At 71.3% G+C, this 25,005-nt stretch carries 18 protein-coding genes; 12 read left to right on the top strand and 6 right to left on the bottom strand.

Going from position 1 to position 25,005, the window contains the following annotated elements:
* Positions 1-156: 156 nt before the first annotated feature.
* On the bottom strand, positions 157-1,206 hold the full coding sequence (locus ACFMQL_RS07515; RefSeq protein WP_364059093.1) for a DUF695 domain-containing protein: 1,050 nt from the start codon (positions 1,204-1,206) through the stop codon (positions 157-159).
* Positions 1,207-1,272: 66 nt separating this feature from the next.
* On the opposite strand from ACFMQL_RS07515, the gene mnmA reads away from it, so the two are divergent.
* Positions 1,273-2,331 (top strand): tRNA 2-thiouridine(34) synthase MnmA, encoded by a 1,059-nt coding sequence (gene mnmA, locus ACFMQL_RS07510; RefSeq protein WP_378785033.1) that lies wholly within the window; start codon positions 1,273-1,275, stop codon positions 2,329-2,331.
* A 16-nt stretch (positions 2,332-2,347) separates the two neighbouring features.
* Here the strand turns inward: mnmA and ACFMQL_RS07505 are convergent, their stop codons facing one another.
* Positions 2,348-2,980: an MBL fold metallo-hydrolase gene (locus tag ACFMQL_RS07505; RefSeq protein ID WP_378785031.1), complete on the bottom strand. Its 633-nt coding sequence runs from the start codon at positions 2,978-2,980 to the stop codon at positions 2,348-2,350.
* 24 nt (positions 2,981-3,004) lie between these two features.
* On the opposite strand from ACFMQL_RS07505, the gene ACFMQL_RS07500 reads away from it, so the two are divergent.
* The 6 genes from ACFMQL_RS07500 to gatB all read left to right on the top strand — a co-directional run bounded on the left by ACFMQL_RS07500 (position 3,005) and on the right by gatB (position 12,337).
* The gene (locus tag ACFMQL_RS07500; RefSeq protein ID WP_378785030.1) at positions 3,005-3,991 is read left to right on the top strand and encodes a methionine synthase; all 987 of its coding nucleotides are present in this window, start codon (positions 3,005-3,007) and stop codon (positions 3,989-3,991) included.
* Between the two features lie 65 nt (positions 3,992-4,056).
* A complete protein-coding gene (ligA, locus tag ACFMQL_RS07495) occupies positions 4,057-6,246 on the top strand; it encodes an NAD-dependent DNA ligase LigA (protein ID WP_364059081.1) in 2,190 nt (729 codons plus the stop codon).
* Positions 6,247-6,859: 613 nt separating this feature from the next.
* Positions 6,860-8,923 (top strand): EAL domain-containing protein, encoded by a 2,064-nt coding sequence (locus tag ACFMQL_RS07490; RefSeq protein ID WP_364059078.1) that lies wholly within the window; start codon positions 6,860-6,862, stop codon positions 8,921-8,923.
* Between the two features lie 87 nt (positions 8,924-9,010).
* Positions 9,011-9,310, top strand: a complete 300-nt coding sequence (gatC, locus tag ACFMQL_RS07485; protein WP_364059075.1) for an Asp-tRNA(Asn)/Glu-tRNA(Gln) amidotransferase subunit GatC — start codon at positions 9,011-9,013, stop codon at positions 9,308-9,310.
* Positions 9,307-10,800 carry an Asp-tRNA(Asn)/Glu-tRNA(Gln) amidotransferase subunit GatA gene (gene gatA, locus ACFMQL_RS07480; RefSeq protein ID WP_364059072.1) on the top strand — a complete coding sequence of 498 codons (1,494 nt, stop codon included), beginning with the start codon at positions 9,307-9,309 and terminating at the stop codon, positions 10,798-10,800. The genes gatC and gatA overlap by 4 nt, the downstream gene beginning before the upstream one ends.
* Before the next feature lie 31 nt (positions 10,801-10,831).
* Complete coding sequence (gatB, locus tag ACFMQL_RS07475; RefSeq protein WP_364059069.1) at positions 10,832-12,337, top strand: Asp-tRNA(Asn)/Glu-tRNA(Gln) amidotransferase subunit GatB; 1,506 nt, start codon at positions 10,832-10,834, stop codon at positions 12,335-12,337.
* Positions 12,338-12,430: 93 nt separating this feature from the next.
* Here gatB and ACFMQL_RS07470 read toward each other — a convergent pair whose 3' ends face one another.
* Genes ACFMQL_RS07470 through ACFMQL_RS07460 form a run of 3 tightly spaced genes read right to left on the bottom strand, consistent with a single transcriptional unit; the run spans position 12,431 to position 15,427 of the window.
* The gene (locus tag ACFMQL_RS07470) at positions 12,431-13,966 is read right to left on the bottom strand and encodes a tripartite tricarboxylate transporter permease (RefSeq protein WP_364059066.1); all 1,536 of its coding nucleotides are present in this window, start codon (positions 13,964-13,966) and stop codon (positions 12,431-12,433) included.
* A 1-nt stretch (position 13,967) separates the two neighbouring features.
* A complete protein-coding gene (locus ACFMQL_RS07465; RefSeq protein WP_364059063.1) occupies positions 13,968-14,453 on the bottom strand; it encodes a tripartite tricarboxylate transporter TctB family protein in 486 nt (161 codons plus the stop codon).
* Complete coding sequence (locus ACFMQL_RS07460; protein ID WP_364059060.1) at positions 14,453-15,427, bottom strand: tripartite tricarboxylate transporter substrate binding protein; 975 nt, start codon at positions 15,425-15,427, stop codon at positions 14,453-14,455. Before ACFMQL_RS07460 ends, ACFMQL_RS07465 begins: the two co-directional genes overlap by 1 nt.
* A 150-nt stretch (positions 15,428-15,577) precedes the next feature.
* Between ACFMQL_RS07460 and ACFMQL_RS07455 the strand changes: the two genes are divergently transcribed.
* From ACFMQL_RS07455 to ACFMQL_RS07445, 3 genes are all read left to right on the top strand, one after another.
* The gene (locus ACFMQL_RS07455) at positions 15,578-17,152 is read left to right on the top strand and encodes a sensor histidine kinase (RefSeq protein ID WP_364059057.1); all 1,575 of its coding nucleotides are present in this window, start codon (positions 15,578-15,580) and stop codon (positions 17,150-17,152) included.
* On the top strand, positions 17,149-17,835 hold the full coding sequence (locus ACFMQL_RS07450; RefSeq protein WP_364059054.1) for a response regulator: 687 nt from the start codon (positions 17,149-17,151) through the stop codon (positions 17,833-17,835). Before ACFMQL_RS07455 ends, ACFMQL_RS07450 begins: the two co-directional genes overlap by 4 nt.
* Before the next feature lie 92 nt (positions 17,836-17,927).
* Entirely contained in the window at positions 17,928-19,925 is a 1,998-nt protein-coding gene (locus ACFMQL_RS07445; RefSeq protein ID WP_364059051.1) for a VanW family protein, read from the top strand.
* A gap of 168 nt (positions 19,926-20,093) precedes the next feature.
* Here ACFMQL_RS07445 and ACFMQL_RS07440 read toward each other — a convergent pair whose 3' ends face one another.
* Positions 20,094-21,170: a PQQ-dependent sugar dehydrogenase gene (locus ACFMQL_RS07440; protein ID WP_378785025.1), complete on the bottom strand. Its 1,077-nt coding sequence runs from the start codon at positions 21,168-21,170 to the stop codon at positions 20,094-20,096.
* 56 nt (positions 21,171-21,226) lie between these two features.
* On the opposite strand from ACFMQL_RS07440, the gene ACFMQL_RS07435 reads away from it, so the two are divergent.
* Positions 21,227-22,108, top strand: a complete 882-nt coding sequence (locus ACFMQL_RS07435; RefSeq protein WP_364059045.1) for a 2-hydroxyacid dehydrogenase — start codon at positions 21,227-21,229, stop codon at positions 22,106-22,108.
* A gap of 227 nt (positions 22,109-22,335) precedes the next feature.
* Positions 22,336-24,969 carry a GGDEF domain-containing protein gene (locus tag ACFMQL_RS07430; RefSeq protein ID WP_364059042.1) on the top strand — a complete coding sequence of 878 codons (2,634 nt, stop codon included), beginning with the start codon at positions 22,336-22,338 and terminating at the stop codon, positions 24,967-24,969.
* Positions 24,970-25,005: the final 36 nt, after the last annotated feature.

The raw sequence follows: 25,005 nt of genomic DNA, 5'->3' as shown, positions 1-25,005 counted from the left end.
CGTCATGAGGGTCACATGCAGGGCCGGCTCCACATGAGGCGGTGAGGGGCGGCTCCGCATGAGGCGGCCGGGACCGGCTCCGCATGAGGTGGTCAGGGGTGGCTCCGCATGAGGCCGCCTCAGCCGGGCCGGCACCGGGGCGGACGTCAGCGGACGTCAGGTGAGGAACGGGGCGACGGCCGTCCAGGCCGGGTCGCGTGAGACGTCCACCAGCGCCTTGCCCTCCCGCCAGCCCGAGGCCAGCTCCTTGGCGATCGCGGCGGCGCCGGCGTCCGGGTCGGCGTAGACGTGGATGACGCGGTGGCCGTCGGCGCTCAGGTGCACCGCGAGCAGCGCGTCGGCGGGGTGCTCGCCCAGGCGTGCGGTCAGCCGTTCCTCCAGGTCGCGCAGCGCCTCCAGCGAGCCGCCCGCGGGCAGGTCCTGCTCGTCGCGCTCGGCGTACGGGAGCGTGATGGCGATGTGCTCGTCGCACAGCGGATGATCGACCGGCCGCAGCGGGTAGCGGGCGGTGGCCGCCAGTGGCTTGCCGCCGGCCTGCCCCTCCAGCAGCACCCACTCGTCCTCGCCGATCCCCGAGGCCACGTCGGCGACCACGGCGGGCAGGTGGACGGCCGCGACGGCGTCGATCGGCTCGAACGCGACCGCCGTGATCTCGCCCACCCACCGGGCCACCTCGTCCTCGCCGAGCAGCGCGTCGAGGGCGCGCAGCGCGGTCTGCATCCGGTCTTCGGGGTCGAGCTCGCCGAAGACCGGATGGTAGGCGGCCACGTCGACCCTGGCCTGATTGCGCGGCACACGCAGCCCGAGCGTCATCCTGTCGATCCCGACCGTGTACTCGCCGACGTCGATCGTGCGCTCGGCGGCGCGCGGGTCGGCCTGGCGCGACGGGTGGAACTCCCACAGCAGGTCGGCCGGCGGCGCCGCCTTGGCCCAGCGGTGGGCGAGCGGGCGCAGCTCGGCGTCGCCCTCCGCGGTCACCACCAGGGCGTGCGCGGCCTCCTTGCCCGGCGCCACCTCACAGACCAGCGCCGGATCCATCGCGGCGACCGGGGCCGCCAGCAGCTCCTCCAGCTCGCCGGTCTCGCCGGAGGCCATCATCGCCTCCAGCCGCGGCCTGTTCTCCTGCCACCAGGTCCAGAATCCGGCGATGGCCGCTTCCCCCTGGCCCGCCCTTTCGTCTGCGTCTTTGCGCCCGAACAGTCGCATGGACGAATCCTTCCAGACCCATGCCATGGTCGCGCACTCCCGCCCGGACAGTACGCTGGATGAGTCATGGGATTGCGTGTGCTTGCCGCCATGTCGGGCGGCGTCGATTCAGCGGTGGCCGCCGCCCGCATCGCCGAGGCCGGCCACGACGTCACCGGTGTGCATCTCGCGCTGTCGGCCAACCCCCAATCCCACCGCACCGGCGCCAGAGGCTGCTGCACGATCGAGGACTCGCGTGACGCGCGCCGCGCCGCCGACGTCATCGGCATCCCGTTCTACATCTGGGACATGGCCGAGCGCTTCCAGCGTGACGTGGTGGAGGACTTCGTCTCCGAGTACGCCGCGGGCCGCACGCCCAACCCGTGCCTGCGCTGCAACGAGAAGATCAAGTTCGCGGCGGTGCTCGACAGGGCGCTCGCGCTCGGCTTCGACGCGGTCGCCACGGGCCACCACGCCAGGCTGGTCGACGGCGTGCTGTCGCGCAGCGTCGATCAGAGCAAGGACCAGTCGTACGTGCTGGGCGTGCTCACCCGCGAGCAGCTCAGCCACGCGATGTTCCCGCTGGGCGACTCCACCAAGGCAGAGGTGCGCGAGGAGGCCGCGCGGCGCGGCTTGACCGTGGCCGACAAGCCCGACAGCCATGACATCTGCTTCATCGCCGACGGCGACACCCGCGGCTTCCTGGCCAAGCGGCTCGGCTCCGCCGAGGGCCCGATCGTCGACCAGAACGGCGAGGTCGTCGGCACCCACCAGGGCGCTCACGGGTTCACCGTGGGCCAGCGCAAGGGCCTGCGCATCGACCGTCCCGCGCCCGACGGACGTCCCCGCTACGTGCTGTCCATCGAGCCGGTCTCCAACACGGTCACGGTCGGCCCGCGCTCGGCGCTCGAGGTCACCACGATCACCTGCGGCCGCCCTGTCTGGAACGGCCCGTCCCGCTACGACGACCTGACCGTGCAGCTCAGGGCGCACGGCGAGGTCTATCCGTGCCGGTTCGAAGAGACCGGCGACGGCCTGACGATCGAGCTCGACCGGCCCGCCACGGGCGTCGCCGCCGGGCAGGCGGCCGTGCTCTACTCGGGCGACACCGTCATCGGGTCGGCCACCATCATGTCCGCCGGCTGATCTTCTAGCTGATCGGCTAGCCGATCGTCACCGACTCGCCGACCGGGATGCGGCGGATGTCGGCCTGCTGCTTGTCGGCCTCCATGCGCAGCCAGTTGTCCACCAGGCCGAGGCCGATCTCGTCGTAGAGGCCGTCGTGCGTCGAGTACGCCCGCGCCGGGCGGAGCTTGCGCAGATACTCCACGGTCTCGGCGAGCTTGAGCCACGGCGCGCCGGTCGGCACCAGCAGCGTCGGCACCTCCACACCCGGGTCGGTCAGCGCGTCGCCCGGGTAGAAGACCTCGTCGTCGATCAGGAAACCGACGTTCTGCACGACCGCCATGTCGGGGTGGTTGTAGGCGTGCCACTCGCCGAACACCCTGACACGGAAGCCCGCCACGTCGAAGCCGTCGCCCTGGCGTACCACCTGGACCTTGCCCGGCACCTCGGTCAAGAGGGCCGCGACGCCCTCGCACGTGTAGATCTCCAAGTCGGGCGATGCGGCCTTGAGCCGGTCGACGTCCACATGGTCGGCGTGCTCGTGGGTGATGAGCACCGCGTCGGCGCCGTCGAGCACCGGGCCCCTGGTGAACGCGCCCGGGTCGATGACCAGCACCTTGCCGTTCTTCTCCACGCGGACGCAGGCGTGATCGTGCTTCGTGAGCTTCATGCGGCAGAGCCTACGCTTGTGCCCATGTCTATGTGGGAGGCCACCGGGGTCGGCTCGCACCCCGGTTCCGATCATCTTGAGGCGATCAGGGTCGTGTTCGGCGAGGTGCCGGGGCTGCCGTACCTTCCCGAGCTGCCCGCGCGGGGCGTCGGCGCCGACATGGTGGGGCGCAGCGCGGGGCTGCTGATCGACCTGCCGGTGGAGGTGCAGCCCTCGGGATGGCGGCTGACCGACCGGCCCGGACGCGACCACCAGCGCGCCGTCGATCACCTGCGCCGCGACCTCGACGGCCTCGAGGAGGTCGGCCACGACTACGCGGGGCCGCTGAAGCTGCAGGTCTGCGGGCCGTGGACGCTGGCGGCGTCGATCGAGCTCAAGCACGGCGACAAGATGCTGTCCGACGCGGGCGCCGTACGCGACCTGATCGCCTCGCTGGCGCAGGGCGTGGCCGACCACTGCGCCGAGGTGCGCAGGCGGCTGCCCGGGGTGACGGAGATCGTGCTGCAGCTCGACGAGCCGGGGCTGCCCGGCGTGCTGGCCGGTACGGTGCCGACCGCGTCCGGGTTCGGGCGGCTGCCCGCGGTCGAGGAGTGGCGGGTCGAGGAGTCGCTGCGCCACTTCGAGTCGCCGGTGGTGCACTGCTGCGCGCCGGATGTGCCGTTCGCGCTGCTGCGCCGGGCCGGCGTGCGCGGCGTGTCGGTGGACGCCTCGCTGCTGCGGCGGCGCGACGAGGACGAGCTGGGCGAGCTGTTCGAGGCGGGGCTGACGCTGTTCATGGGCGTCGTGCCGGGCGTGGACACCCGGCTGCCGGACATCGGCGTGGTGGCCAAGCCCGCGCTGGAGCTGTGGCGGCGGCTGGGGTTCCCGGCCGACCGGCTGACCGAGCAGGTCGTGCTCACCCCGGCGTGCGGGCTGGCGGGCGCCTCTCCCGCCTACGCGCGCCAGGCGCTAGGCGCGTGCACGAAGGCGGCCCAGGTGCTCAGGGACGATCCCGCGGGCGAGGGCGGCTGAGACATGGTTTTGTCGGTGGCCGGCGGTAGCGTTTGCTCAGGTCGTCGTACGGAAGGAGACGTCGCGTGAGTGAGCCGGGCGGCGAGGTCGAGGGTGTGCCGGTGACCGCGCTCAAGCGGCATGCCGAGCTGAGTGAGCTGGTCAAGGAGGCGCGCTGGCGCTACTACGTGCTCGACCAGCCCACGGTGAGCGATGCCCAGTTCGACGAGTGGTTCAAAGAGCTGCTCGCGCTGGAGGAGCAATATCCCTCGCTGCAGACGCCCGAATCGCCCACGCAACAGGTGGGCGCGCCGGTGTCGGGCGACTTCGCCAAGGTTCAGCATCTCAACCGGATGGAGAGCCTCGACAACGCGTTCAACGCCGACGACATGGCCGCCTGGGCGTCGCGGGCCGAGCGTCTTGCCGAGGGCCACCCCGGTCCCTTCCTGTGCGAGCTGAAGATCGACGGGCTCGCCGTCGCGCTGGTCTACCGCGACGGCAAGCTGGAGCGGGCCGCCACCCGCGGCGACGGCCGCACCGGCGACGACGTCACCGACAACGTCCGCACGATCAAGGGCGTCCCGCACCGGCTCGAGGGCGACGACGTGCCGAGCCTGGTCGAGGTGCGCGGCGAGGTCTACATCCCGGTCGAAGACTTCAAAAAGCTCAACGAGCAGCTCGTCGAGCAGGGCAAGGCGCCGTTCGCCAACCCGCGTAACTCCGCGGCCGGCACGCTGCGGCAGAAAGACCCGCGCATTACCGCCCAGCGGCCGCTGCGCATGCTGGTGCACGGCATCGGCGTGTGGGAGGGGTCCGAGGAGCCGCGCGCGCAGTCGGAGTGCTACGAGCGGCTGCGCGAGTTCGGGCTGCCGGTCAGCGACCTCTACAAGGTGGTGCCGACGCTCGACGAGGTCAACGAGTTCATCGAGCACTACCGCGTGCACCGCCACGACCCGCCCTACGAGATCGACGGCGTCGTGGTGAAGGTCGACGACTTCCGCACTCAGCGGGAGCTGGGCTCCACCTCGCGGGCGCCGCGCTGGGCGATCGCGTACAAATACCCGCCGGAAGAGGTCAACACCAAGCTGCTCGACATCCAGGTCGGGGTGGGGCGCACCGGGCGGGTGACGCCGTTCGGGGTGATGGAGCCGGTCTCGGTGTCGGGCTCGACGGTCGAGCGGGCCACGCTCCACAACGCCGCGATCGTCAAGAAGAAGGGCGTGCTCATCGGCGACACCGTGGTGCTGCGCAAGGCGGGCGACGTCATCCCGGAGATCGTCGGGCCGGTCGTGCCGCTGCGCGACGGGTCCGAGCGCGAGTTCGTGATGCCGACCCACTGTCCCGAGTGCGGCACCGAGCTGGCGTACGAGCAGGAGGGCGACGCCGACCTGCGCTGCCCCAACGCGCGCGGCTGCCCCGCGCAGATCCGCGAACGCCTGTTCTTCGCCGCCGGGCGGCGCGCGCTCGACATCGACGGGCTCGGCTACGTCGCGGCCACCGCGCTCACCCAGCCGCTGCCGCCGCAGGAGCCGGTCGTGCGCACCGAGGCCGACCTGTTCGACATCACCCTCGACCGGCTCATCCCGATCAAGTCGGTGGTCCGCGACCAGGAGACCGGGCTGCCCAAGATCGACCCGAAGACCGGCAAGGAGAAGGTCGTCACGTTCTTCTCCAACGTCAACGGCGAGCCCAGCCAGAACGCGCTGCGTCTGATGGAGGAGCTCGAGCGGGCCAAGCAGTCCTCGCTCGCGCAGGTGCTGGTCGCGCTCTCCATCCGCCACGTCGGCCCGCCCACCGCCCGCGCGCTCGCCGACGCCATGCGCTCGATCGACGCGATCATGAACGCCTCCGAGGAGGAGCTGGCCGCCGTCGAAGGCATCGGGCCCAAGGTGGCGGCCACGATCAAGGAGTGGTTCGAGGTCGACTGGCACCGCGAGATCATCGATCGGTGGCGGGCCGCCGGGGTCCGCATGGAGGACGAGCCCGCGCCCGAGAAGGGGCCGCAGACGCTGCAGGGCCTGACGTTCGTGGTGACCGGCACGCTCGACGGCTACACCCGCGACTCGGCCGCCGCTGAGCTCACCGGCCGGGGCGGCAAGGTGTCGAGCTCGGTGTCGAAGAAGACGTCGTTCCTGATCGCGGGGGAGAACGCGGGGTCGAAGTACGACAAGGCGGTGGACCTCAAGGTGCCGATCCTGGACCGGGCCGGCTTCGAGGTGCTGCTGAACGAAGGCCCCGAGGCGGCGGCCCAGGTGGCGACCACACCGGAGGACTGAACCGGGGGTCAGTTGAAGGGGGCGGCTCGCGGGCGCGGGCGGCCCCCTTCCGCGTTATCGCGCTCGTGCGCTCCCGCTGTGTCTGGCGGGTTGCTGCGGATGCGCTCATGCTGCCCGTTGTAGGCCCGTCCTGGTCTGGCCGTTGCGGGCGCGAGCTGTCGCTCGAACCGCCGAGTGACCCGAGCGCCCCCTGGTTTCCGCCCTCACATCGGGGGAGTGCCGTCTGCGCGTCATCTCCTTCGACATCTCCTTCGAAGGAGGTGTCCGCTCTTCGATGGAGTTCGTGGGAGTCCGTGGACGTGACCGGGAGCGGCCCCGACGGTCGTGCTCCGGCCCCTCCGAGAACGGGGAGTGCGGATCTTCTTACGGGTTGTTTGCGGGGGTGGCAAACCGTTTGCGGGGGTTGGTCGTCTTCTATGCGAGCCGTGTGGGCGCTGCCAGGGTTCCGGCTGCTTCGGCGTAGGTTGGGGTCGCTGTGTGCTCGGTTTGCTACACAGGGTGCTTTTTGGGTATATGTCGGAAAGGAGAAGTGACGGAACGTACGCGCTTGGTTTCGCGAAGTGGGGTGAAGGTCGTACCCTCCCATAGTGACCTAATGGGGGTTCTGTTACCGATGACTGACCCAACCGACACCCGCGACAAAGGGCCACGCGTCGGCACGCCGTTGTGGGGTTATCTCGCGGGCGTCACCGTGATCGGCTTCACCGGTCTGGTGGTGGCCATGCTGCGGCTGGACCCGTCCGGTCTGGTGGAGCTCGCCCGCACCCCGCTGTTCTGGGTGCTGGCGGTGCTGGTGATCCTGGGCGAGCTGCGGCCCGTCATGGTGTCGTCGGCCACCGCCGTGGGCGGCACGTACCCGTCCACCATGTTCACCTTCGCGGTGCTGCTGCACCTCGGATTGCCCGTCGCGGTGCTCATGCAGGCCGTGGCGGTGGCGATGAACGGCGTGGTGACGCGCAAGGCGTGGCATCGGGTCATGTTCAACATCGCGCAGTCCTCCCTGGCGCTGATCGCGGCTGCCGTGGTGCTGAGCCTGTTCGGCATCGTGCCGAGCCCGGCCGCGCCCTGGGTGCCCGCGGGTGACGACCTGCTGGCCATCGCGCTGGCGGGGATCGCGTACTTCCTGGTCAGAGGCGCGCTGGTGTGCGGCGCGGTGGCGCTGCACGAGCGGCGCTCGCTGGTACGCGTGCTCAGGGCCAGCGTCGGCCCCCAAGCACTGGTGTACATCGGCCTGCTGGGCCTCGCGCCCCTGGTGGTGGTCGTCATGGACCACTCGCCGGGGCTGGTGCCGCTGTTCGTGGCCCCGCTGGCCGCCGTCTACTTCACCGCCACTCTCTCCTTGCGCCGTGACCACCAGGCCATGCACGACGAGCTGACCGGCCTGCCCAACAGGAAGATGCTCGTGGTCAGCACCGAGGAGGCGCTGGCCGAGGTGCGCCAGGACGAGCGGGTGGGGCTGTTCCTCCTCGACCTCGACCGGTTCAAGGAGGTCAACGACACGATGGGCCACCCGGTCGGCGACCGGCTGCTGCAGCTCGTCGCCCACCGGCTCACTCATGCCGTACGCCCGGGAGACGTCGTGGCGCGGCTCGGCGGCGACGAGTTCGCCGTGCTGCTGCCCTCGATCAGGGACGCCCACGCGGCCAGGGAGGTCGCAGCGAGGCTGCGCGCGGCGCTCACCGAGCCGGTGCGCCTGGAGGGCATGACGTTCGACCTCGACGCCTCGGTGGGCATCGCGCTCTATCCCGACCACGCGCCCGACTTCGAGCTGCTGCTCCAGCGGGCCGACGTGGCGATGTACCTGGCCAAGGAGGGGCGTACGGGCGTCGAGCTCTACCAGCCCGACAAAGACCGCAACTCTCCCGAACGCCTGACCCTGCTCGGCGACCTGCGCCGCGCCATCGACAACCGCGAGCTGCGCCTGCACTACCAGCCCAAGGTGGCGCTCGGCACCGGCGACGTGCAGGGCGTAGAGGCGCTGCTGCGCTGGCGGCACCCCGTGCACGGGCCCGTGGCGCCGGCCGACTTCGTGCCGCTGGCCGAGCAGTCGTACCTGATGCGGCAGCTCACCGCGTACGTGATCGAGGAGGCGATGCGACAGGCCGCCGCCTGGTGGCACACGGGGCTGCGGGTGCAGATCTCGGTCAACATCTCGGCCCGCGACCTGCTCGGCTCCGCCCTGCCCGAGCAGCTCGGGGTGGGCCTGGCCAAGTACGCGCTGCCGCCCGCCGCCATCCAGCTCGAGGTCACCGAGCGCATCCTGACCGGCGATCAGGCGTACACGCAGGAGACCATCAAGGCGCTGGCCGCGCTCGGCGTGCCGCTCGCGATCGACGACTTCGGCACCGGCTACTCCTCGCTGATCCGGCTCCAGCGGCTGGCCGTCTCGGAGGTCAAGATCGACGCCTCATTCGTCCGCAGGATCGCCGAGTCGGAGGACGACTACCGCATCGTCCGCTCCATCGTCGACCTCGTACGGAGCCTGGGCCTGCGCTCGGTCGCCGAGGGCGTCGAGTCGGAGGAGGTCGCGATGCGCCTCGTCGAGCTGGGCTGCGACGCCGGGCAGGGCTGGCTGTTCTGCGAGCCGATGCCCGCCGAGGAGGCCGCGGTCTGGCTGCGCGACCGCACGGGCGGCTCGGTGGAGTACGAGTACCAGCCCGAAGTCAGCTCCGCCTGAGCGGATAATGCGTTCGGGGCTGCTACGTCAAGACCCCTAGGATGGCAGTGTCCAAAGACTCCATCCACGAAACGGGTTCAACGACTCATGTCCGCCATAACCCGCGACGAGGTCGCACACCTGGCCCGGTTGTCCAGGCTGGCGCTCAGCGACGACGAACTCGATCACTACGCCACCCAGCTCGATGCGATCATCGAGTCGGTCGCGAAGGTGGCCGAGGTCGCCGCCGAGGATGTGCCGCCTTCGTCGCACGCGCTTCCGCTGACCAATGTCTTCCGTGCCGACGAGGTGCGACAGTCTCTGACGCCCGACCAGGCGCTCGCCGGCGCGCCCGCCGTCGAGGACGACCGCTTCCGGGTGCCGCGCATCCTCGGGGAGGAGGCATGAGCCTGATCCGCAAGACCGCCGCCGAGCTCGGCGCGATGATCGCCGCGGGCGAGGTGTCGGCCGTCGAGGTGGCCGAGGCGCACCTCGACCGCATGGCCGAGGTCGAGCCGAAGGTGCAGGCGTTCCTCCACGTCGATCGGGAGACCACGCTGGAGCAGGCCCGCGCGGTGGACGCCCGGCTGCGGGCGGGGGAGAAGCTGGGCCCGCTGGCCGGTGTGCCGGTCGCCCACAAGGACATCTTCACCACGCGCGACATGCCGACGACGGCCGCGTCCAAGATCCTCGAAGGCTGGCGGCCGCCGTACGACGCCACCGTCACCGCCCGCCTGCGCGAGGCCGGCCTGGTCATCCTGGGCAAGACGAACCTCGACGAGTTCGCCATGGGCTCATCGACGGAGAACTCCGCCTACCAGGTCACCCGCAACCCGTGGGACCTGAGCAGGGTGCCCGGCGGTTCGTCCGGCGGGTCGAGCGCCGCCGTGGCCGCCTACGAGGCGCCGCTGTCCACCGGCACCGACACCGGCGGCTCCATCCGGCAGCCCGCCGCCGTCACCGGCATCGTCGGCATGAAGCCCACCTACGGCGGCTCGTCCCGCTACGGCCTGATCGCGTTCGCCAGCTCGCTGGACACGCCTGGCCCGTTCGCGCGTAACGTGCTCGACGCGGCGCTGCTGCACGAGGCGTTCTCCGGCTACGACCCGATGGACTCCACCTCCATCGACGCGCCGGTGCCCTCGGTGGTCGAGGCCGCCAAGCACCCCGACGTCGCCGGCATGCGCATCGGCGTGGTCAAGGAGTTCTCCGGCGAGGGCTACCAGCCGGGCGTGCTGGCCCGCTACAACGAGGCCGTGCAACTGCTGGAATCGCTCGGGGCCAAGGTCGTCGAGGTCTCCTGCCCGTCGTTCAAGACCGCGCTGCCCGCCTACTACCTGATCGCGCCGTCGGAGTGCTCGTCCAACCTGGCCCGCTTCGACGCCATGCGCTACGGCCTGCGCGTCGGCGACGACGGCACCCGCAGCGCCGAGGAGGTCATGGCGCTGACCAGGGCGGCCGGGTTCGGTCCGGAGGTCAAGCGGCGCATCATGCTCGGCACGTACGCGCTGTCCAGCGGCTACTACGACGCCTACTACGGCCAGGCCCAGAAGGTGCGCACGGTCATCGCCCGGGAGTTCGAGGCCGCCTACCAGCAGGTCGACGTCCTGGTCTCGCCCACCACGCCGACCACGGCGTTCCCGATCGGCGAGCGCACCGACGACCCGATGTCGATGTACCTCGCCGACCTGTGCACCATCCCGTCCAACCTGGCGGGCAACGCGGCCATCTCCGTGCCGGTGGGTCTGGCCGACGAGGACAACCTGCCGGTCGGCCTGCAGATCATGGCCCCGGTCCTGGCCGACGACCGCTGCTACCGCGTCGGCGCGGCCGTGGAGCAGGCCCTGGAGAGCCGCTGGGGCGGCAGCCTGCTGTCCAAGGCACCGGAGCTGGCGTGACACGCAACGAGCTGAAACTGAGGACCTCACCATGACTGCCGGTACGCTCATGCCGTACGACGAAGCGCTCGAGCGCTTCGAGCCGGTGCTCGGCCTCGAGACGCATGTCGAGCTGGGCACCAAGTCGAAGATGTTCTGCGGTTGCAAGACGACCTTCGGCGCGCCGCCCAACACGCAGGTCTGCCCCACCTGCCTGGCGCTCCCCGGGGCGCTGCCGGTGGCCAACCAGAAGGCCATCGAGTCGACGATCCGCATCGGCCTGGCGCTGAACTGCTCGATCGCCGAATGGTGCCGCTTCGCCCGGAAGAACTACTTCTATCCGGACATGCCGAAGAACTACCAGATCTCCCAGTACGACGAGCCGCTCTGCTACGACGGCTACATCGATGTGGAGGTCGAGGGCAAGACGGTCAGGATCGGCATCGAGCGGGTGCACCTGGAGGAGGACACCGGCAAGTCCACCCACGTGGGCGGTGCCACCGGCCGCATCCACGGCGCCGACTACTCGATCGTCGACTACAACCGCGCCGGCATCCCGCTGGTCGAGATCGTGACCAAGCCCATCCCGGGCGCCGACCGGCTCGCGCCGGAGGTGGCCAGGGCCTACGTCACCGAGCTGCGCGAGATCATGCGTTCGCTGGGCGTCTCCGACGTGCGCATGGAGGAGGGCTCGCTGCGGTGTGACGTCAACGTCTCGCTGATGCCGCGCGGGTCGTCGGAGTGGGGCACCCGTACGGAGACCAAGAACGTCAACTCCCTGCGCAGTGTCGAGCGCGCCGTGCGCAGCGAGATCGAGCGGCAGGCGGCGGTGCTGGCCGGGGGCGGGAAGGTCATCCAGGAGACCCGCCACTTCCACGAGGACACCGGCACCACCACCTCCGGCCGGTCCAAGGAGGAGGCGCAGGACTACCGCTACTTCCCCGAGCCCGACCTGGTGCCGATCGCGCCCGACAAGGCGTGGGTGGCCGAGCTGAAGGCCGCGCTGCCCGAGCTGCCGTCGGTCAAGCGCAAGCGGCTGCAGGCCGAGTGGGGCCTGTCCGACCTCGACATGCAGGCCATGCACAACGCCGACGCGATCGACCTGGTCGAGGCCACGGTCGCGGCCGGTGCCCCGCCGGCCGACGCCCGCAAGTGGTGGATGGGCGAGCTGGCGCGGCGGGCCAACGAGACCGGCGTGGCGCTGGCCGACCTGCCGATCACGCCCGAGCAGATCGCCCGGGTGACCGAGCTGGTCGCCTCCGGCGCGCTCAACGACAAGCTGGCGCGCGAGGTGCTCGAAGGCGTGCTGGCCGGCGAGGGCACGCCGGACGAGGTCGTCGAGCGGCGCGGCCTGCGCATCGTCAACGACGAGGGCGAGCTGTCCGCGCTCATCGACCAGGTGCTGGCCGAGAACGCCGACGCGGCCGAGAAGGTCCGCTCCGGGAAGATCGCCGCGGCCGGTGCGCTGGTCGGCGGCGTGATGCGGGCCAGCAAGGGCAAGGCCGACGCGGCCAGGGCCCGCCAGCTCATCCTGGAGAAGCTCGGCGTCCAGGAGTGACCGCGGCGAAGACGGCCCCTCCCCGCGGGTGAGGCCGTCTTGGCGAAAGGCCGTCAAGGAGGGTCCCGCGTGGGCGGGGCCCTCCTTTCGCGTTCAGATGCCTGCGGGCGCCTTCCTTTCCGGCTCCGTACGTGCGGGCGCGTTGCGCCGGGCGTACCACCGCCTGATCAGCGGGCTGAGCAGGGCGAGCAGGGACAGCGCGAGCAGGACGACCGCGACCGGGCTGCGCACGAGCACGGTCACGTCGCCCGCCCCGATGGCCAGTGCCCGGCGGAGCTGGATCTCGGCCATCGGCCCCAGGATCATCCCGATCACGGCGGGCGCGATCGGCAGGCCGAAGCGGCGCATGGCGTAGCCGAGCAGGCCCAGGACGTACAGGACGAACAGGTCAACGACGGTGCCGTTGAGCGCGTAGACGCCGAGCGCGGCGAACAGCACGATCCCGGCGTACAGGTACGGGCGGGGGATGCGCAGCATGCGCGCCCACACCGGGGCCAGCGGCAGGTTGAGCACCAGCAGCATCGTGTTGCCGAGGAACAGCGATGCGATCATGCCCCAGACCAGCGCCGGGTTGTGGTCGAAGAGCTGCGGGCCGGGCTGCAGGCCGTACTGCTGGAACGCGGCCAGCATGATCGCGGCCGTGGCCGAGGTCGGCAGGCCCAGCGTGAGCAGCGGGACCAGGGTGCCGGCCGCGGAGGCGTTGTTGGCCGCCTCGGGACCGGCCACGCCCTCGATGGCGCCCTTGCCGTACTCCTCCTTGGCCACGCCCTTGGCCAGGCGCTTCTCGGCCGCGTACGACAGGAACGTCGGGATCTCGGCCCCGCCGCCGGGCAGCGCGCCGAACGGGAAGCCCAGGGCCGTGCCGCGCAGCCATGGTTTCCACGAGCGCCGCCAGTCGGAGCGCCCCATCCAGGCCCGGCCCACCGGTACCACCTCGGGAGGCGCGTGCCGCAGGCGGCTGGCGACGTACAGGGACTCGCCGAGCGCGAACAGGCCGACCGCGACGATCACCACGTCGATGCCGTCGAGCAGCTGCGGGATGCCGAGCGTGAGCCGCGCCTGCCCGGTCTGCTGGTCGATGCCGATCAGCCCGATCACCAGGCCGAGCCCCAGCGATGCCAGGCCGCGCACGATCGAGCGCGACAGCACCGAGGAGACGGCGGTGAAGGCGAGGATGGCGAGCGCGAAGTAGTCCTCGGGACCGAACGAGATCGCGAAGCTCACCACCGCGGGCGCGGCCACCACGAGCAGCGCCGTGGCGATCGTGCCGGCCACGAACGAGCCGATGGCGGCCGTGGCGAGGGCCTGCGCCGCCCGCCCGCGCCTGGCCATCTTGTTGCCCTCAAGCGCCGTGATCATCGACGATGACTCGCCGGGCGTGTTGAGCAGGATCGAAGTGGTCGAGCCGCCGTACATGCCGCCGTAGTAGATGCCGGCGAACATGATGAACGCGCTGGTCGGCGGCACGGTGAAGGTGATCGGCAGCAGCAGCGCCACGGTCATCGCGGGCCCGATGCCGGGCAGCACGCCGACGAGCGTGCCGAGCGTGACGCCGACGAGCGCGTACAGGAGGTTGACGGGGGTCAGCGCGGCGGCGAAGCCGTCGAGCAGGAGCTGGAACGAGGTCACCTCAGATCAGCCCCTCCAGCGGCCCGGCGGGCAGCGAGACGCCGAGCCCCTTCACGAACAGCAGGTACGTCACCACGCCCATGACCACCGCGATCCCGGCCGCGCGCAGCCGGTGCCCGGCCCCCAGCACGACGGCCAGGCCGAAGAACAGCAGGCTCGCGCCGATGATCCAGCCGAGCAGGTCGAGCAGCGCGGCGAAGGCCAGGAAGACGCCGCTGACCAGGCTCAGCGTGCGCCAGTCCGTGGGCGCGTCGGCGTCGACGTCCTCGCTCTCCTCAGGGTCGGCGCGGCCGCCGCGCAGCACGTCGGCCACGTAGAACAGGCCGATGAGCACCATCGCGCCGCCCACCAGCATGGGGAAGAACCGCGGCCCGAGGCCGAGCTGGGAGGCCGCGGCCGACACGTCGAGCGTGCCGACCACGACGAGCACGCCCAGCAGCAGCACCACGAGCGCCAGCCCGAGCTCGGGCCGCCACCAGCGAGCCATCAGGACACGAGCCCCATCTCGGCGATGATGCCCTTGACCCTGGTCTGCTCGGCGGCGAGGAAGTCGGCGAACTCCTGCCCGGTCTGGAACGAGTCGATCCAGCCGTTCTTGGCCACCGCGTCCTTCCACGGCTGCGCGTCGTGCATCTTGGTGACCAGGTCGGTCAGGGCCTTCTTGTCGGCGTCGGAGAGCCCGCCGGGGGCCACGAAGCCGCGCCAGTTGGACAGCTCGACGTCCAGCCCGGCCTCCTTCAGGGTGGGCGCGTCGAGGTCGGGCAGCCGCTCGCCGGAGGTGACGCCCAGCGCGCGGAGCTTGCCGGACTTCACGTGCTCGGCGAACTCGCCCACCCCCGAGATGCCGGCGCTGACCTTGTTGCCGAGCAGCTCGTTCAGCGCCTCGCCGCCGCCCGAGTGCGCGATGTAGTTGACCTGCTTGGGGTCCACGCCTGCGGCCTTGGCCATCAGCCCGGCCACGATGTGGTCGGTGCCGCCCGCCGAGCCGCCCGAGATCGACACCTTCGCCGGGTCGGCCTTCCAGGCGGCGACCAGGTCGGCCAGCGTCTTGAACGGCGACTCGGCCGGGACGACGACGATCTCGTACTCCTCGGTCAGCTTGGCGATGGGCGTGGTCTCGGCCAGCGTGACCTTCGACTTGTTCTGCTCGATGGCGCCCACCATGACCAGGCCCATGGTCATCAGCAGGTTGCCGTTGCCCTTCTCGCCGGCGAGCTGGGCCAGGCCGATCGTCCCGCCGGCGCCGGGCACGTTGTACACCTCGACCTTGCGGTCCGGCACGGCGGCCTTGAACGCCTGCTCGGCCACGCGGGAGGTCTGGTCCCAGCCGCCGCCGGGCGAGGCGGGGGCCATGATGCGCAGGGTGGCGTTCGCGGACGCGCCGCCTCCGCCGGCGCCGCCGCAGGCCGTCAACGCGCCCAGGGTGAGTGCCGCGAGGGCGGCGAATACGCGCAAGCGCATGTTCACTCCAAGGTGGGGGAATTCACAGTCGTCGGGAGTGGCATGGTGAGGTCCTATTCCCCGCCACGTCGAGGCTTTGCGTGGTTGCCGTCGTAGTGGTCGTATTGGTCGCGACCCGGACGTGACCTGCTTTTGTTTCGATGAGCCTCGATGAACAGGCTGAGAAGGGTTCGTGACGCCTCGCTCGGCACGCAGCTCTTCGCGCTCCAGATGGTGATCGTGCTGCTGGCCGCCGGCGGCACGGCCGCCGTGTGGGCGGAGCACACCCGCGACCAGCTCGACTCGCTGCACCAGCAGCGGGCGCTGGCGATCGCCCAGTCGGTGGCCGCGCTGCCGCAGGTACGCGAGGCGTTCAAGCTGGAGCACCCGGAGAGCGTGCTGCAGCCGCTGGCGCTGAGCGTCCAGGCCGAGACCGGCGCCGACTACGTGGTCATCGCCAACACCGAGCAGCGGCGTTACGCCCACCCCAACGCCTCGCTGATCGGCGAGAAGCTGTCCACCGACGGCAGCACGGTCCTGCGTACCGGCCGGAGCTGGGTCGGCATCGAGACCGGCACGATCGGCACCACGCTCAGGGGCAAGACGCCCATCAGAGACGAATACGGCGAGGTCATCGGCCTGGTCTCCGTCGGCGTGCTGGCGACCACCGTCACCGGCCAGCTCTTCGACGCCCTGCCGCCGCTCATCTGGACCGCGCTCGCGGTGCTGCTCGCGGGGCTGGCGCTGGCGGCGTTCATCACGGCGCGGGTGCGCAGGCAGACGTTCGGGCTGGAGCCGCGGGAGATCGCCGCGCTGCTGGAGCAGCGCGAGGGCGTGCTGCACGGAGTGAAGGAGGGCCTGATCGCCTTCGACATGGAGGGCAGGGTCACGCTCGTCAACGACGCCGCCCGCGAGCTGCTCGGCGACGTCGGCGAGGACCTCGCCACGATGCCGGTCTCCGAGCGCATGCGCGACGTGCTCGGCGGCGCCGACCCGGGCGAGGACCGCATCGTGCTGCACGGAGAACGGGTGCTGGTGCTCAACCGCACCCCCGTCTGGGTACGCGGCCGCCAGCTCGGCTGGGTGGTCACCCTGCGCGACCGTACCGAGCTGGTCCGCCTGGCCCGTGAGCTGGACGACACCAGCAGCGCCACGGAGGCGCTGCGGGCGCAGGCGCACGAGTTCGCCAACCGCATGCACACCGTGGTCGGCCTGCTCGAACTCGGCGAGCACGAGGCCGCGATCGGCTTCATCACCCGCACCACCCACGACACCAACGCCACCGACCTGCGCGAACGCGTCCAGGATCCGACGCTGGCCGCGCTGCTCATGGCCAAGTCGGCCGAGGCGGCCGAGCGCGGGGCCAGGCTGGTGCTCTCCGACGACTCCTCGGTGCCCGAGGGCGCGCTCGGCGACCCGCGCGATGCGGTGCTGGTGGTCGGCAACCTCGTCGCCAACGCCATCGACGCGCTCGACGGCGCGGAGGGCACGATCGAGGTGTCGGTACGCGCCGACGCCGACGGGCTGCACGTACGGGTCGGCGACTCCGGCCCCGGCATCGCACCCGAGCTGGTGGAGGAGGTCTTCAGGGAGGGTTTCACCACCAAGGCCGCGCATTCGGGGCCGCGCGGGCTGGGGCTCGCGCTCACCCGGCAGGCGTGCCTGCGCAGGGGCGGCTGGGTGCGCGTACGCAACGACGGCGGCGCCGTCTTCACCGCACTGCTCCCCGCGAGGGCCGCCACATGACCGCGACCGAGGGCCGCAACGACGCCGCGATCCGGGTGCTGGTCGTGGACGACGACTTCATGGTGGCCCGCATCCACAGCGGCTACGTGGCGAGGGTGCCCGGCTTCGAGGTCGTCTCGGTCGCGCACACCGGCGCCGAGGCGCTCGCCGCCGTGGCCGAGCTGCGGCCCGATCTGGTGCTGCTCGACATCTATCTGCCCGACATGTCGGGCCTGGAGGTGCTCAAGGCGCTGCACGACGTGGACGTCCTCATGATCAGCGCCGCCCGTGACGTGCCCACCGTCAGGGAGGCCATGCGCGGCGGGGCGGTCAACTACCTCATCAAGCCGTTCACCGCCGCCGCGCTCACCGAACGCCTGCGCCAGTACGCCGACACCCGCGAGCGCCTGACCGCCATCGGCCCCGAGGCGCGCCAGGACGACGTGGACCGGCTCTTCGGAGTCCTGCCGTCCGCCGCTCCCATGCCCAAGGGGCTGTCGGCGGCCACCTGTGCGCTGGTCGCAGACACGCTGCGGGAGGCCGGGCGCGACCTGTCCGCGGCCGAGGCCGCCGAGCTCACGGGCCTGTCGCGGGTGAGCGCCCGCCGCTATCTGGAGTACCTGTGCGCGGTCGGCCAGGCCGAGCTGAGGCCCCGTTACGGGACCGCCGGACGGCCCGAACATCGCTACCGGTGGCTAGGTTGACACACTTCCGTAGCCATTTCCCGTGACATATGCCGATCTGCGTGCCTTACTGTTGCCTGAGACTTGGCTGCGGACCGGGAGGAGATTGAGGCGTGCGAAACGCCGGACCGATCGAATCACCGACCGACCCGTTCGCCTCGGTGCCTCTACCCACGTCGAAGGTCTCCAGGAAGCCGCGGATCGAAGGGCTGCCCCCCGGGGTCTCCCGGGACATCTTCGGCCCGCCGGACCGTCAGGAGACCCGACCGGCCCAAGGCCCGAGCGCCGCGGGCGGCACGGCGGGCAAGGGCGGGGCGCTGCCACCGGCCGCTCCGCCCGCGCAACCCTGGCCCATGGCCTCCGAGAAGGAGCCCGCGCAACCCGCGCCCGTCTTCGGGACGCCGGAACGCCCGTCGTCCTTCGAAGAGCCCGAGCCGCCACGGCGCCGTCGGCTGCTGCCCGCGATCGTCTCGCTGGTCGTGATCCTGGCCGCGCTCGCGTACGTGGTGCCTGCCGTGCTCATGTCCGGCTCCGTGCTGCGCGGCACCCGGGTGGCCGGGGTGGACATCGGCGGCCTGACGGTGACCAAGGCCGCCGACAAGCTGCGTACCGAGCTGGCCACCAAGCTCAGCAAGCCCGTCATCGCGGACATCGGCGGCAAGAAGGAGACGATCCAGGCCGACGAGGCCGGGCTCGAACTCGACGTCGTCGGCACCATCGGGCAGGCGCCCAGCGGGTTCCCCACCCCTGAGGAGGTCTGGCGGGGGCTCACCGGCACCACCGAGCTCACCCCCAAGATCACCCTCGACGCCGCCCAGCTCGCCAGGACCGTCGAAGGGCTCGCCGGCACCGTCGACAAGCCCGCCCGCGAGGGCCGCATCGTCTTCAACGGGCTCCAGCCGCGCGCCCGCATGCCCGAGAACGGCGTGCTGCTCGACCGCGACGACGCCATCCGCAGGATCAGCAAGGCCTTCCTCAACGGCGGCGGCAACGTCGTGCTCACCCTCAGGCCCGCCAAGCCCGCCACCACCCCGGGGGCCGTCGAAGAGGCGCTGACCAAGGCCAGGGCCGCCGTCTCCGCGCCGCTGACGCTCACCCTCGGGCCCAAGCAGGTGCAGATCCCGCCGGCCATGATCGCGGCGAACCTCACGTACCAGGTGGACGGCGAAGGGCGGCTCGTGCCGCGGTTCAACGCCAAGGCCGTGCTGCGGCAGGTCGAGAACAACCTGGTGGACGAGGCGCAGCAGCCCAGGGACGCGACGTACGAGATCGTCAACGGCAAGCCCGTCCTCGTGCCCTCGCGGCCCGGACGCGGCGTCAACGACAAGCTGCTCGCCAGGGACGCCGAGAAGGTGTTCGACCAGGGCGGCAGCCGGGTCATCCCGGTACGCCTCGGCACCGTCGCCCCCACCGTCGAGACCTCCCGCATCCAGGGGCTCGGCATCAAGGAGATCGCGGCCTCGTTCACCACGACCTTCGACTGCTGCCAGCCGCGCGTCACCAACATCAAGCGCATGGCCGAGAAGCTCGACGGTTACGTGGTGCGGCCCGGCGAGACGTTCTCGCTCAACGAGGCGCTCGGCGAGCGGACCGTCGAGGAGGGGTACGTCCAGGCCGGTCAGGTCGTCGGCGGGCGCACGGTCAACGTCGTCGGCGGCGGTGGCGGGCAGTTCGCGACCACGCTGTACAACGCGGCGTACTTCGCCGGGTTCGAGGACGTCGAGCACCAGCCCATGGACTACTACTCCGCCCGCTACCCCGCCGGGCGCGACGCGACGCTCCTCTGGCCGGACCCCGACCTCAAGTGGCGCAACGACTCGGAGAACGGCGTGCTCATCAAGACCGCCTCCACCCCGACGTCGGTCACCGTCACGCTGTGGGGGGTCAAGCGGTACGACAAAATCGAGGCGGTGGAGTCGGAGCGGCGGGACTTCACCCCGTTCCGGCGCGAGGTCAGCACCGCGCCCGACTGCGTACCGACGACGGGGGAGCAGGGCTTCACCATCGACGTGACCCGCGTCTTCCACAAGGACGGCAAGGTGGTCAAGAAGGACAAGAAGGTCACCACCAAGTACCGCCCCCGCCCCCAAACGGTCTGCACCGGCCGCTGACGCGCGGACGGAGGAATCTCAGCCAGGGCCCTCCGTTCCGCCGGAAGGGCCTCAGCCGCCGCCCCTTCTCCCCACCGGAAAGGACCTCCGCCGATCACCCCGAAGTCACGCGTTCGACGAACGCCCCGAGCGGGAAGGACGGGCCGGGTTCCCACAGGGAGGGTGCGGTCAGGACGGGGTGACGGTGAGGAGGCGGTCGTCGCCGGGACGGGGGGAGCCGCGGCCGTCCTTGTTGCTGGTCCCCACCCACAGCGACCCGTCGGGGGCGGTGGCCACGGCGCGCAGGCGGCCGTAGCGGTCGGTGAAGTGGGCGACCGGCGACCCGGCGGATCCATCGGCGCCCAGCGGGATCTGCCAGAGCCGCTCGCCGCGCAGCGCGCCGACCCACAGGGAACCGCCGGCGTACGCCATCCCGGACGGCGACGCCTCCGACGTGGGCCAGGTGAGGATGGGGTTGACGTAGCGGGGATCGTCGCCGCGTCCCTCGACCTCGGGCCACCCGTAGTTGCCCCCTGGCTTGATCAGGTTCACCTCGTCGTAGGTGTTGGCGCCGAACTCGGAGGCGTACAGGCGCCCGGACGGGTCCCAGGCGAGGCCCTGGACGTTGCGGTGGCCGTAGCTGTAGACGAGGGTGCCGAACGGGTTGCCGGGCGCGGGCGCGCCGTCCGCGGTCATGCGCAGGATCTTGCCGCCGAGGGAGTCGCGCTGCTGGGCGAGGTCCTGGTCGCCGGTCTCGCCGGTGGTGGCGTACAGGAAGCCGTCGGGGCCGAAGGCGAGCCGGCCGCCGTTGTGGATGCCGCCCTTGGGGATGTCGCGGACGAGCAGCCGCTCGTCGGTGAGCGCGTCGCCGGCGAGGCGGTAGCGCACGATGCGGTTGTCGTTCTCGGCGGTGTAGTAGAGGAAGACCTGCTGGTCCTTGACGGCGACGCCCATGAGGCCGCCTTCGCCGTCGGGCCGCGCCTCCCTGATGGTGGCCAGCTCGGTGACCTGGCCCGCGGGGGTGACGCGCAGCAGCCGGGCGGTGTCGCGTTCGGTGACGAGCGCGTCGCCGCCGGGCAGGAACGCGATCCCCCACGGCACGGAAAGCCCGGTCGCGACGTCCTTCGGCTCGCCCGGGGCGGCATCGGCTTGCACGGCCGCGGTGGGCTTGACCGCGCCGCCGCTCGCCGAGCACGCTGTGAGAGCCGGGCACGCCGTCAGAACGGCCAGCAGCATGATCGTCCAGAGCCTCCTCATGTGTTCCATCCTGCCCCCGCAGTCGTAAGGTTCTCGGCATGAAGACCTGGGTTCCGTCCGAATCGGTGGCAGCTGCACTTTCCGACCTTCCCGGCATCGAATGTGCCGTCTACAACAGCACGACTCCGATGCCCGAGGGGGTGGAGGAGGTCGAGGTCTGGGTTCCGCCGCTGGTCACGGTGCCCGACGTGCCGGGGACGCTGGCCAGGATGACCTCGTTGCGGCTGGTGCAGACGGTGACGGCCGGTGTGGAGCCGTACCGTCCGCACATGCCGGAGGGCGCGGTGCTGTGCAACGCGCGCGGCGTGCACGACGCGGGCACCGCCGAGTGGGCGGTGGGCGCGATGATCGCGGTGCTCAGGGAGTTCCCCGGTTTCGTGGACGCGCAGCGCAGGGGCGAGTGGACCTACCACCACACCGACGTGCTGGCCGACTCGCGCGTGCTGATCGTCGGTTACGGCTCGATCGGGTCGGCGCTCGAGCGCCGGCTGGAGGGGTTCGAGGTGGAGGTCGTCCGGGTGGCGAGGAGGGCGCGCGACGGCGTGCACGCCATGGACGAGCTGCCCGCCCTGCTGCCGGACGCCGACGTGGTGGTGCTGCTGGTGCCGGCCACCCCCGACACCGCCGGCATGGTGGACGCCGCGTTCCTCGCGCGCATGAAGGACGGAGCCGTGCTGGTCAACGCGGCCAGGGGCACGATCGTCGACACCGACGCCCTGGTCGCCGAGCTGAAGACGGGCAGGCTGCGCGCGGCGCTCGACGTGACCGCGCCGGAGCCGCTGCCGGAGGGCCACCCCCTCTGGAGCGCGCCCAACGTGCTGATCACGCCGCACATCGCGGGCAGCACCCCCGCGTCCGAACGGCGGACGCTGCGTCTCATCCGGGCCCAGCTGGAGCGTTACCTCGCCGGTGAAGAGCTGGTCAACGTCATAACCGACGCGTACTGAGAGGATTCCGGAACGTGGCTGGTCCGTGACCTCAGCTGCGTACGGTTACCTTTGCCAGGAGTTCCTGACTCACTGTCAAGGATCTCTTGGCAGCGGCAATTGGTCTGTCTGGTTATCAGATCGGTGACGACATCGGCGTTGTCACCACCCGCGCACCTACGACCGCACACACTGGCAGAGGTGATCGTCCGGGCTTCGGCGGTCGCGGGTGCAGAGTTCGAGACGGGATGGGCAACGACTTGATCCGCTGGCGTGATCCACGGGTGCCGCCGGCCGCCGCGGCGGTGGCAGGCGCGGTGGCGTTCGCCACCGTCCTGCTGGCGCAGGCCCCTGCCACGATCACCGGTGCGGTCGCCGGCGGGCTCGCGGCACTGATCGCCGCGGCCTCCCTGCTGATCGCCTCGGTACGACATGCCGCGACGCACCGCCCCTCGGCGGCGAGCGCCCGCTGGATGGGCGGCGGCGCGGTCATCTGGGCCGCCGGGGTGACCCTGCGGCCGTTCGCCGACGGGTTCGTGGTCAACTTCGCGGACATGTTCGTCCTGCTCGGCACCGTGGTCACGGCCGGCGGCGCGCTGATCGCCGCCGACCGCAGGTTCCCGGCCAGGACGGCTTTACGGCAGCTCACGGACGCCTACCTGTGCGCCGTGTCCCTCCTGCTCATCGGGTGGGTGACGGCGCTGCGGCATGTCTACGCGGAGGCCGCGGACCCGGTCGGGTTCACGCTGGCCATGCTGCCGCCGATGATCGCGCTGCTGGTGACGTGCGCCGTGATCCCCTCGGTGGTCACCAGCAAGGCGCAGTCGTGGCTGCTCGGCCTCGCGGGGCTGGGCGTGCTGGTCACCATGACGGTGGCCGCGGTGGGCTCCGCCGTGGGACGGCTGCTGGAGGGCGAGCCGCAGCTGTGGAGCGTCATGCTCGCGCCGGTCGCGTTCCTGATGCTGGCCGCGGTGCCATGGGGACCGAAGGGCCGGGCGGCGGGCCGTCCCGCCGTGGGCCACGCGGTGGGCCTCGCGCCGCTGGTGCTGGTCGCGGTGGCGGTCTGTTCGATGGCGGCCCATCAGATGGGCAGCCATCCCGACCCGCCCAACGCGGGCGTCGCGGCGCTCAGCGCCTCGGTCGTGCTGCTCCTGCTGGTGCGCCTGTTCGTCGCCTCGGCCACCAACCTGCGCCTGCGCGGCCAGGTCAAGCTGGGCCGCCGCCAGCTCATGGACCTGGCGGAGAGCACCGGCGACGTGGTGTTCACCTGCGACTACCAGGGCGTCGTACGGGAGATCGGCGCCGGCGTCGAGGCGACGTACGGCTACAAGCCCGCCGACGTCGTGGGCGGCTCGATCTTCGACTACATCCACCCGGAGGACGTGCCGGGCATCCAGGTCGCCATGCGCGCCCTGACGCTCGACGACGAGGCGGCGGCCACGCCGGGCGCCTGCCTGATCGCCTGCCGGGTACGCGCGGCCGACGGCACCTGGCGGCCCACCGAGTCGGTGGCCACCCGCCAGGTCGGCGGCGACGAGCTGATGCTGGTCACCACGCGCGACGTGAGCGACGAGGAGGCCCTGCGCAACCAGGTGGCCCACCTGACCTTCCACGACGGCGTGACGGGGCTGCCGAACCGCGCCTACTTCGAGGAGCGCACCAGGGAGGTGCTGTCGGGCCGCACGTCGGGCAACGTCGCGGTGATCTTCCTCGACCTCGACGGCTTCACCTCCGTCAACGACTCGGTGGGGCACGCCAGCGGCGACTACCTGCTCGGGCAGGCGGCACGCAGGCTGCGCAGCGCCGTACGCGCCGACGACACGCTGGCCCGCTGGGGCGGCGACGAGTTCGCGGTGCTGGTGGAGACCGGCGGCGAGGCGCAGGTGGCGGTCGATCTGGCCGAGCGGCTGGTACGCGCGGTCTCGCAGGAGCCGTTCCGGGTGGCCGACCGCGACGTGGCGCTGACGGCGAGCGTCGGGGTGGCCTTCACCGAGGAGGGCATGCCCGCCGGCGACCTCATGCGCAACGCCGACGTCGCCATGGCGCGCTCCAAAGAGCTGGGCGGACGCCGGGTCGAGGTGTTCGCCGCGCAGATGCACGCCGACGTGGTGCGCCGCCTGGAGCTGGCGGCCGACCTGCAGCGGGCGCTGATCGAGCAGCAGTTCGCCATCGAGTACCAGCCGGTGGTGGACCTCGCGACGTCGCGGGTGACCGCGGTGGAGGCGCTGGTGCGGTGGTGGCGCGGCTCGGTGTTCGTGCCGCCCGAGCAGTTCCTGGGCCCGGCCGAGGACACCGGGCTGATCGTGCCGCTGAGCGAGTGGATTCTGCGCGAGTCGTGCAGGGAGGTGGCGGCCTGGCGGGCCTCGTCGTGGGACATCGGGCTGTCGCTGAACCTGTCGGCGCGGCAGATCATGGCGCCCAGGTTCGTCGAGACGGTCGAGGAGGCGCTGCGCGAGAGCGGCCTTCCCGCCTCGTCGCTCACGCTCGAAGTGATCGAGGAGATGCTGGTCGAGGACGCCGAGGAGACGATCAAGCGGCTGTCGGAGCTGCGCTCGCTCGGCGTGCGGCTGGCCATCGACGACTTCGGCACCGGCTACGCCTCGCTGGCCTTCCTGCGCCAGCTCCCCGTGGACATGATCAAGATCGACCCGTCGTTCGTGTCGGGGCTCGGCAAGGACGACACGCTGACCCTGCTCACCCGCACGATCGTGCAGCTCGGGCACGACCTCGGGCTTATCGTGGTGGCCGAGGGGATCGAGCGTCCCGAGCAGCTCGAACTGCTCAAGCAGATGGGCTGCACGAGGGGGCAGGGCTTCCTGGTGGCGCGGCCGATGGCGGCGCGCGGCGTCGACTCGCTCATGCGGACGAGTCTCACTGTTTGAGACATGTGTCCACCAAGTTGACACCGGGGCGTTCGG

It is taken from the genome of Nonomuraea fastidiosa (assembly GCF_042751225.1).
Taxonomy (GTDB): domain Bacteria; phylum Actinomycetota; class Actinomycetes; order Streptosporangiales; family Streptosporangiaceae; genus Nonomuraea; species Nonomuraea fastidiosa.
Note: the sequence above shows the minus strand (reverse complement) of the source record. Positions and strands in the feature narration are given on the sequence as shown.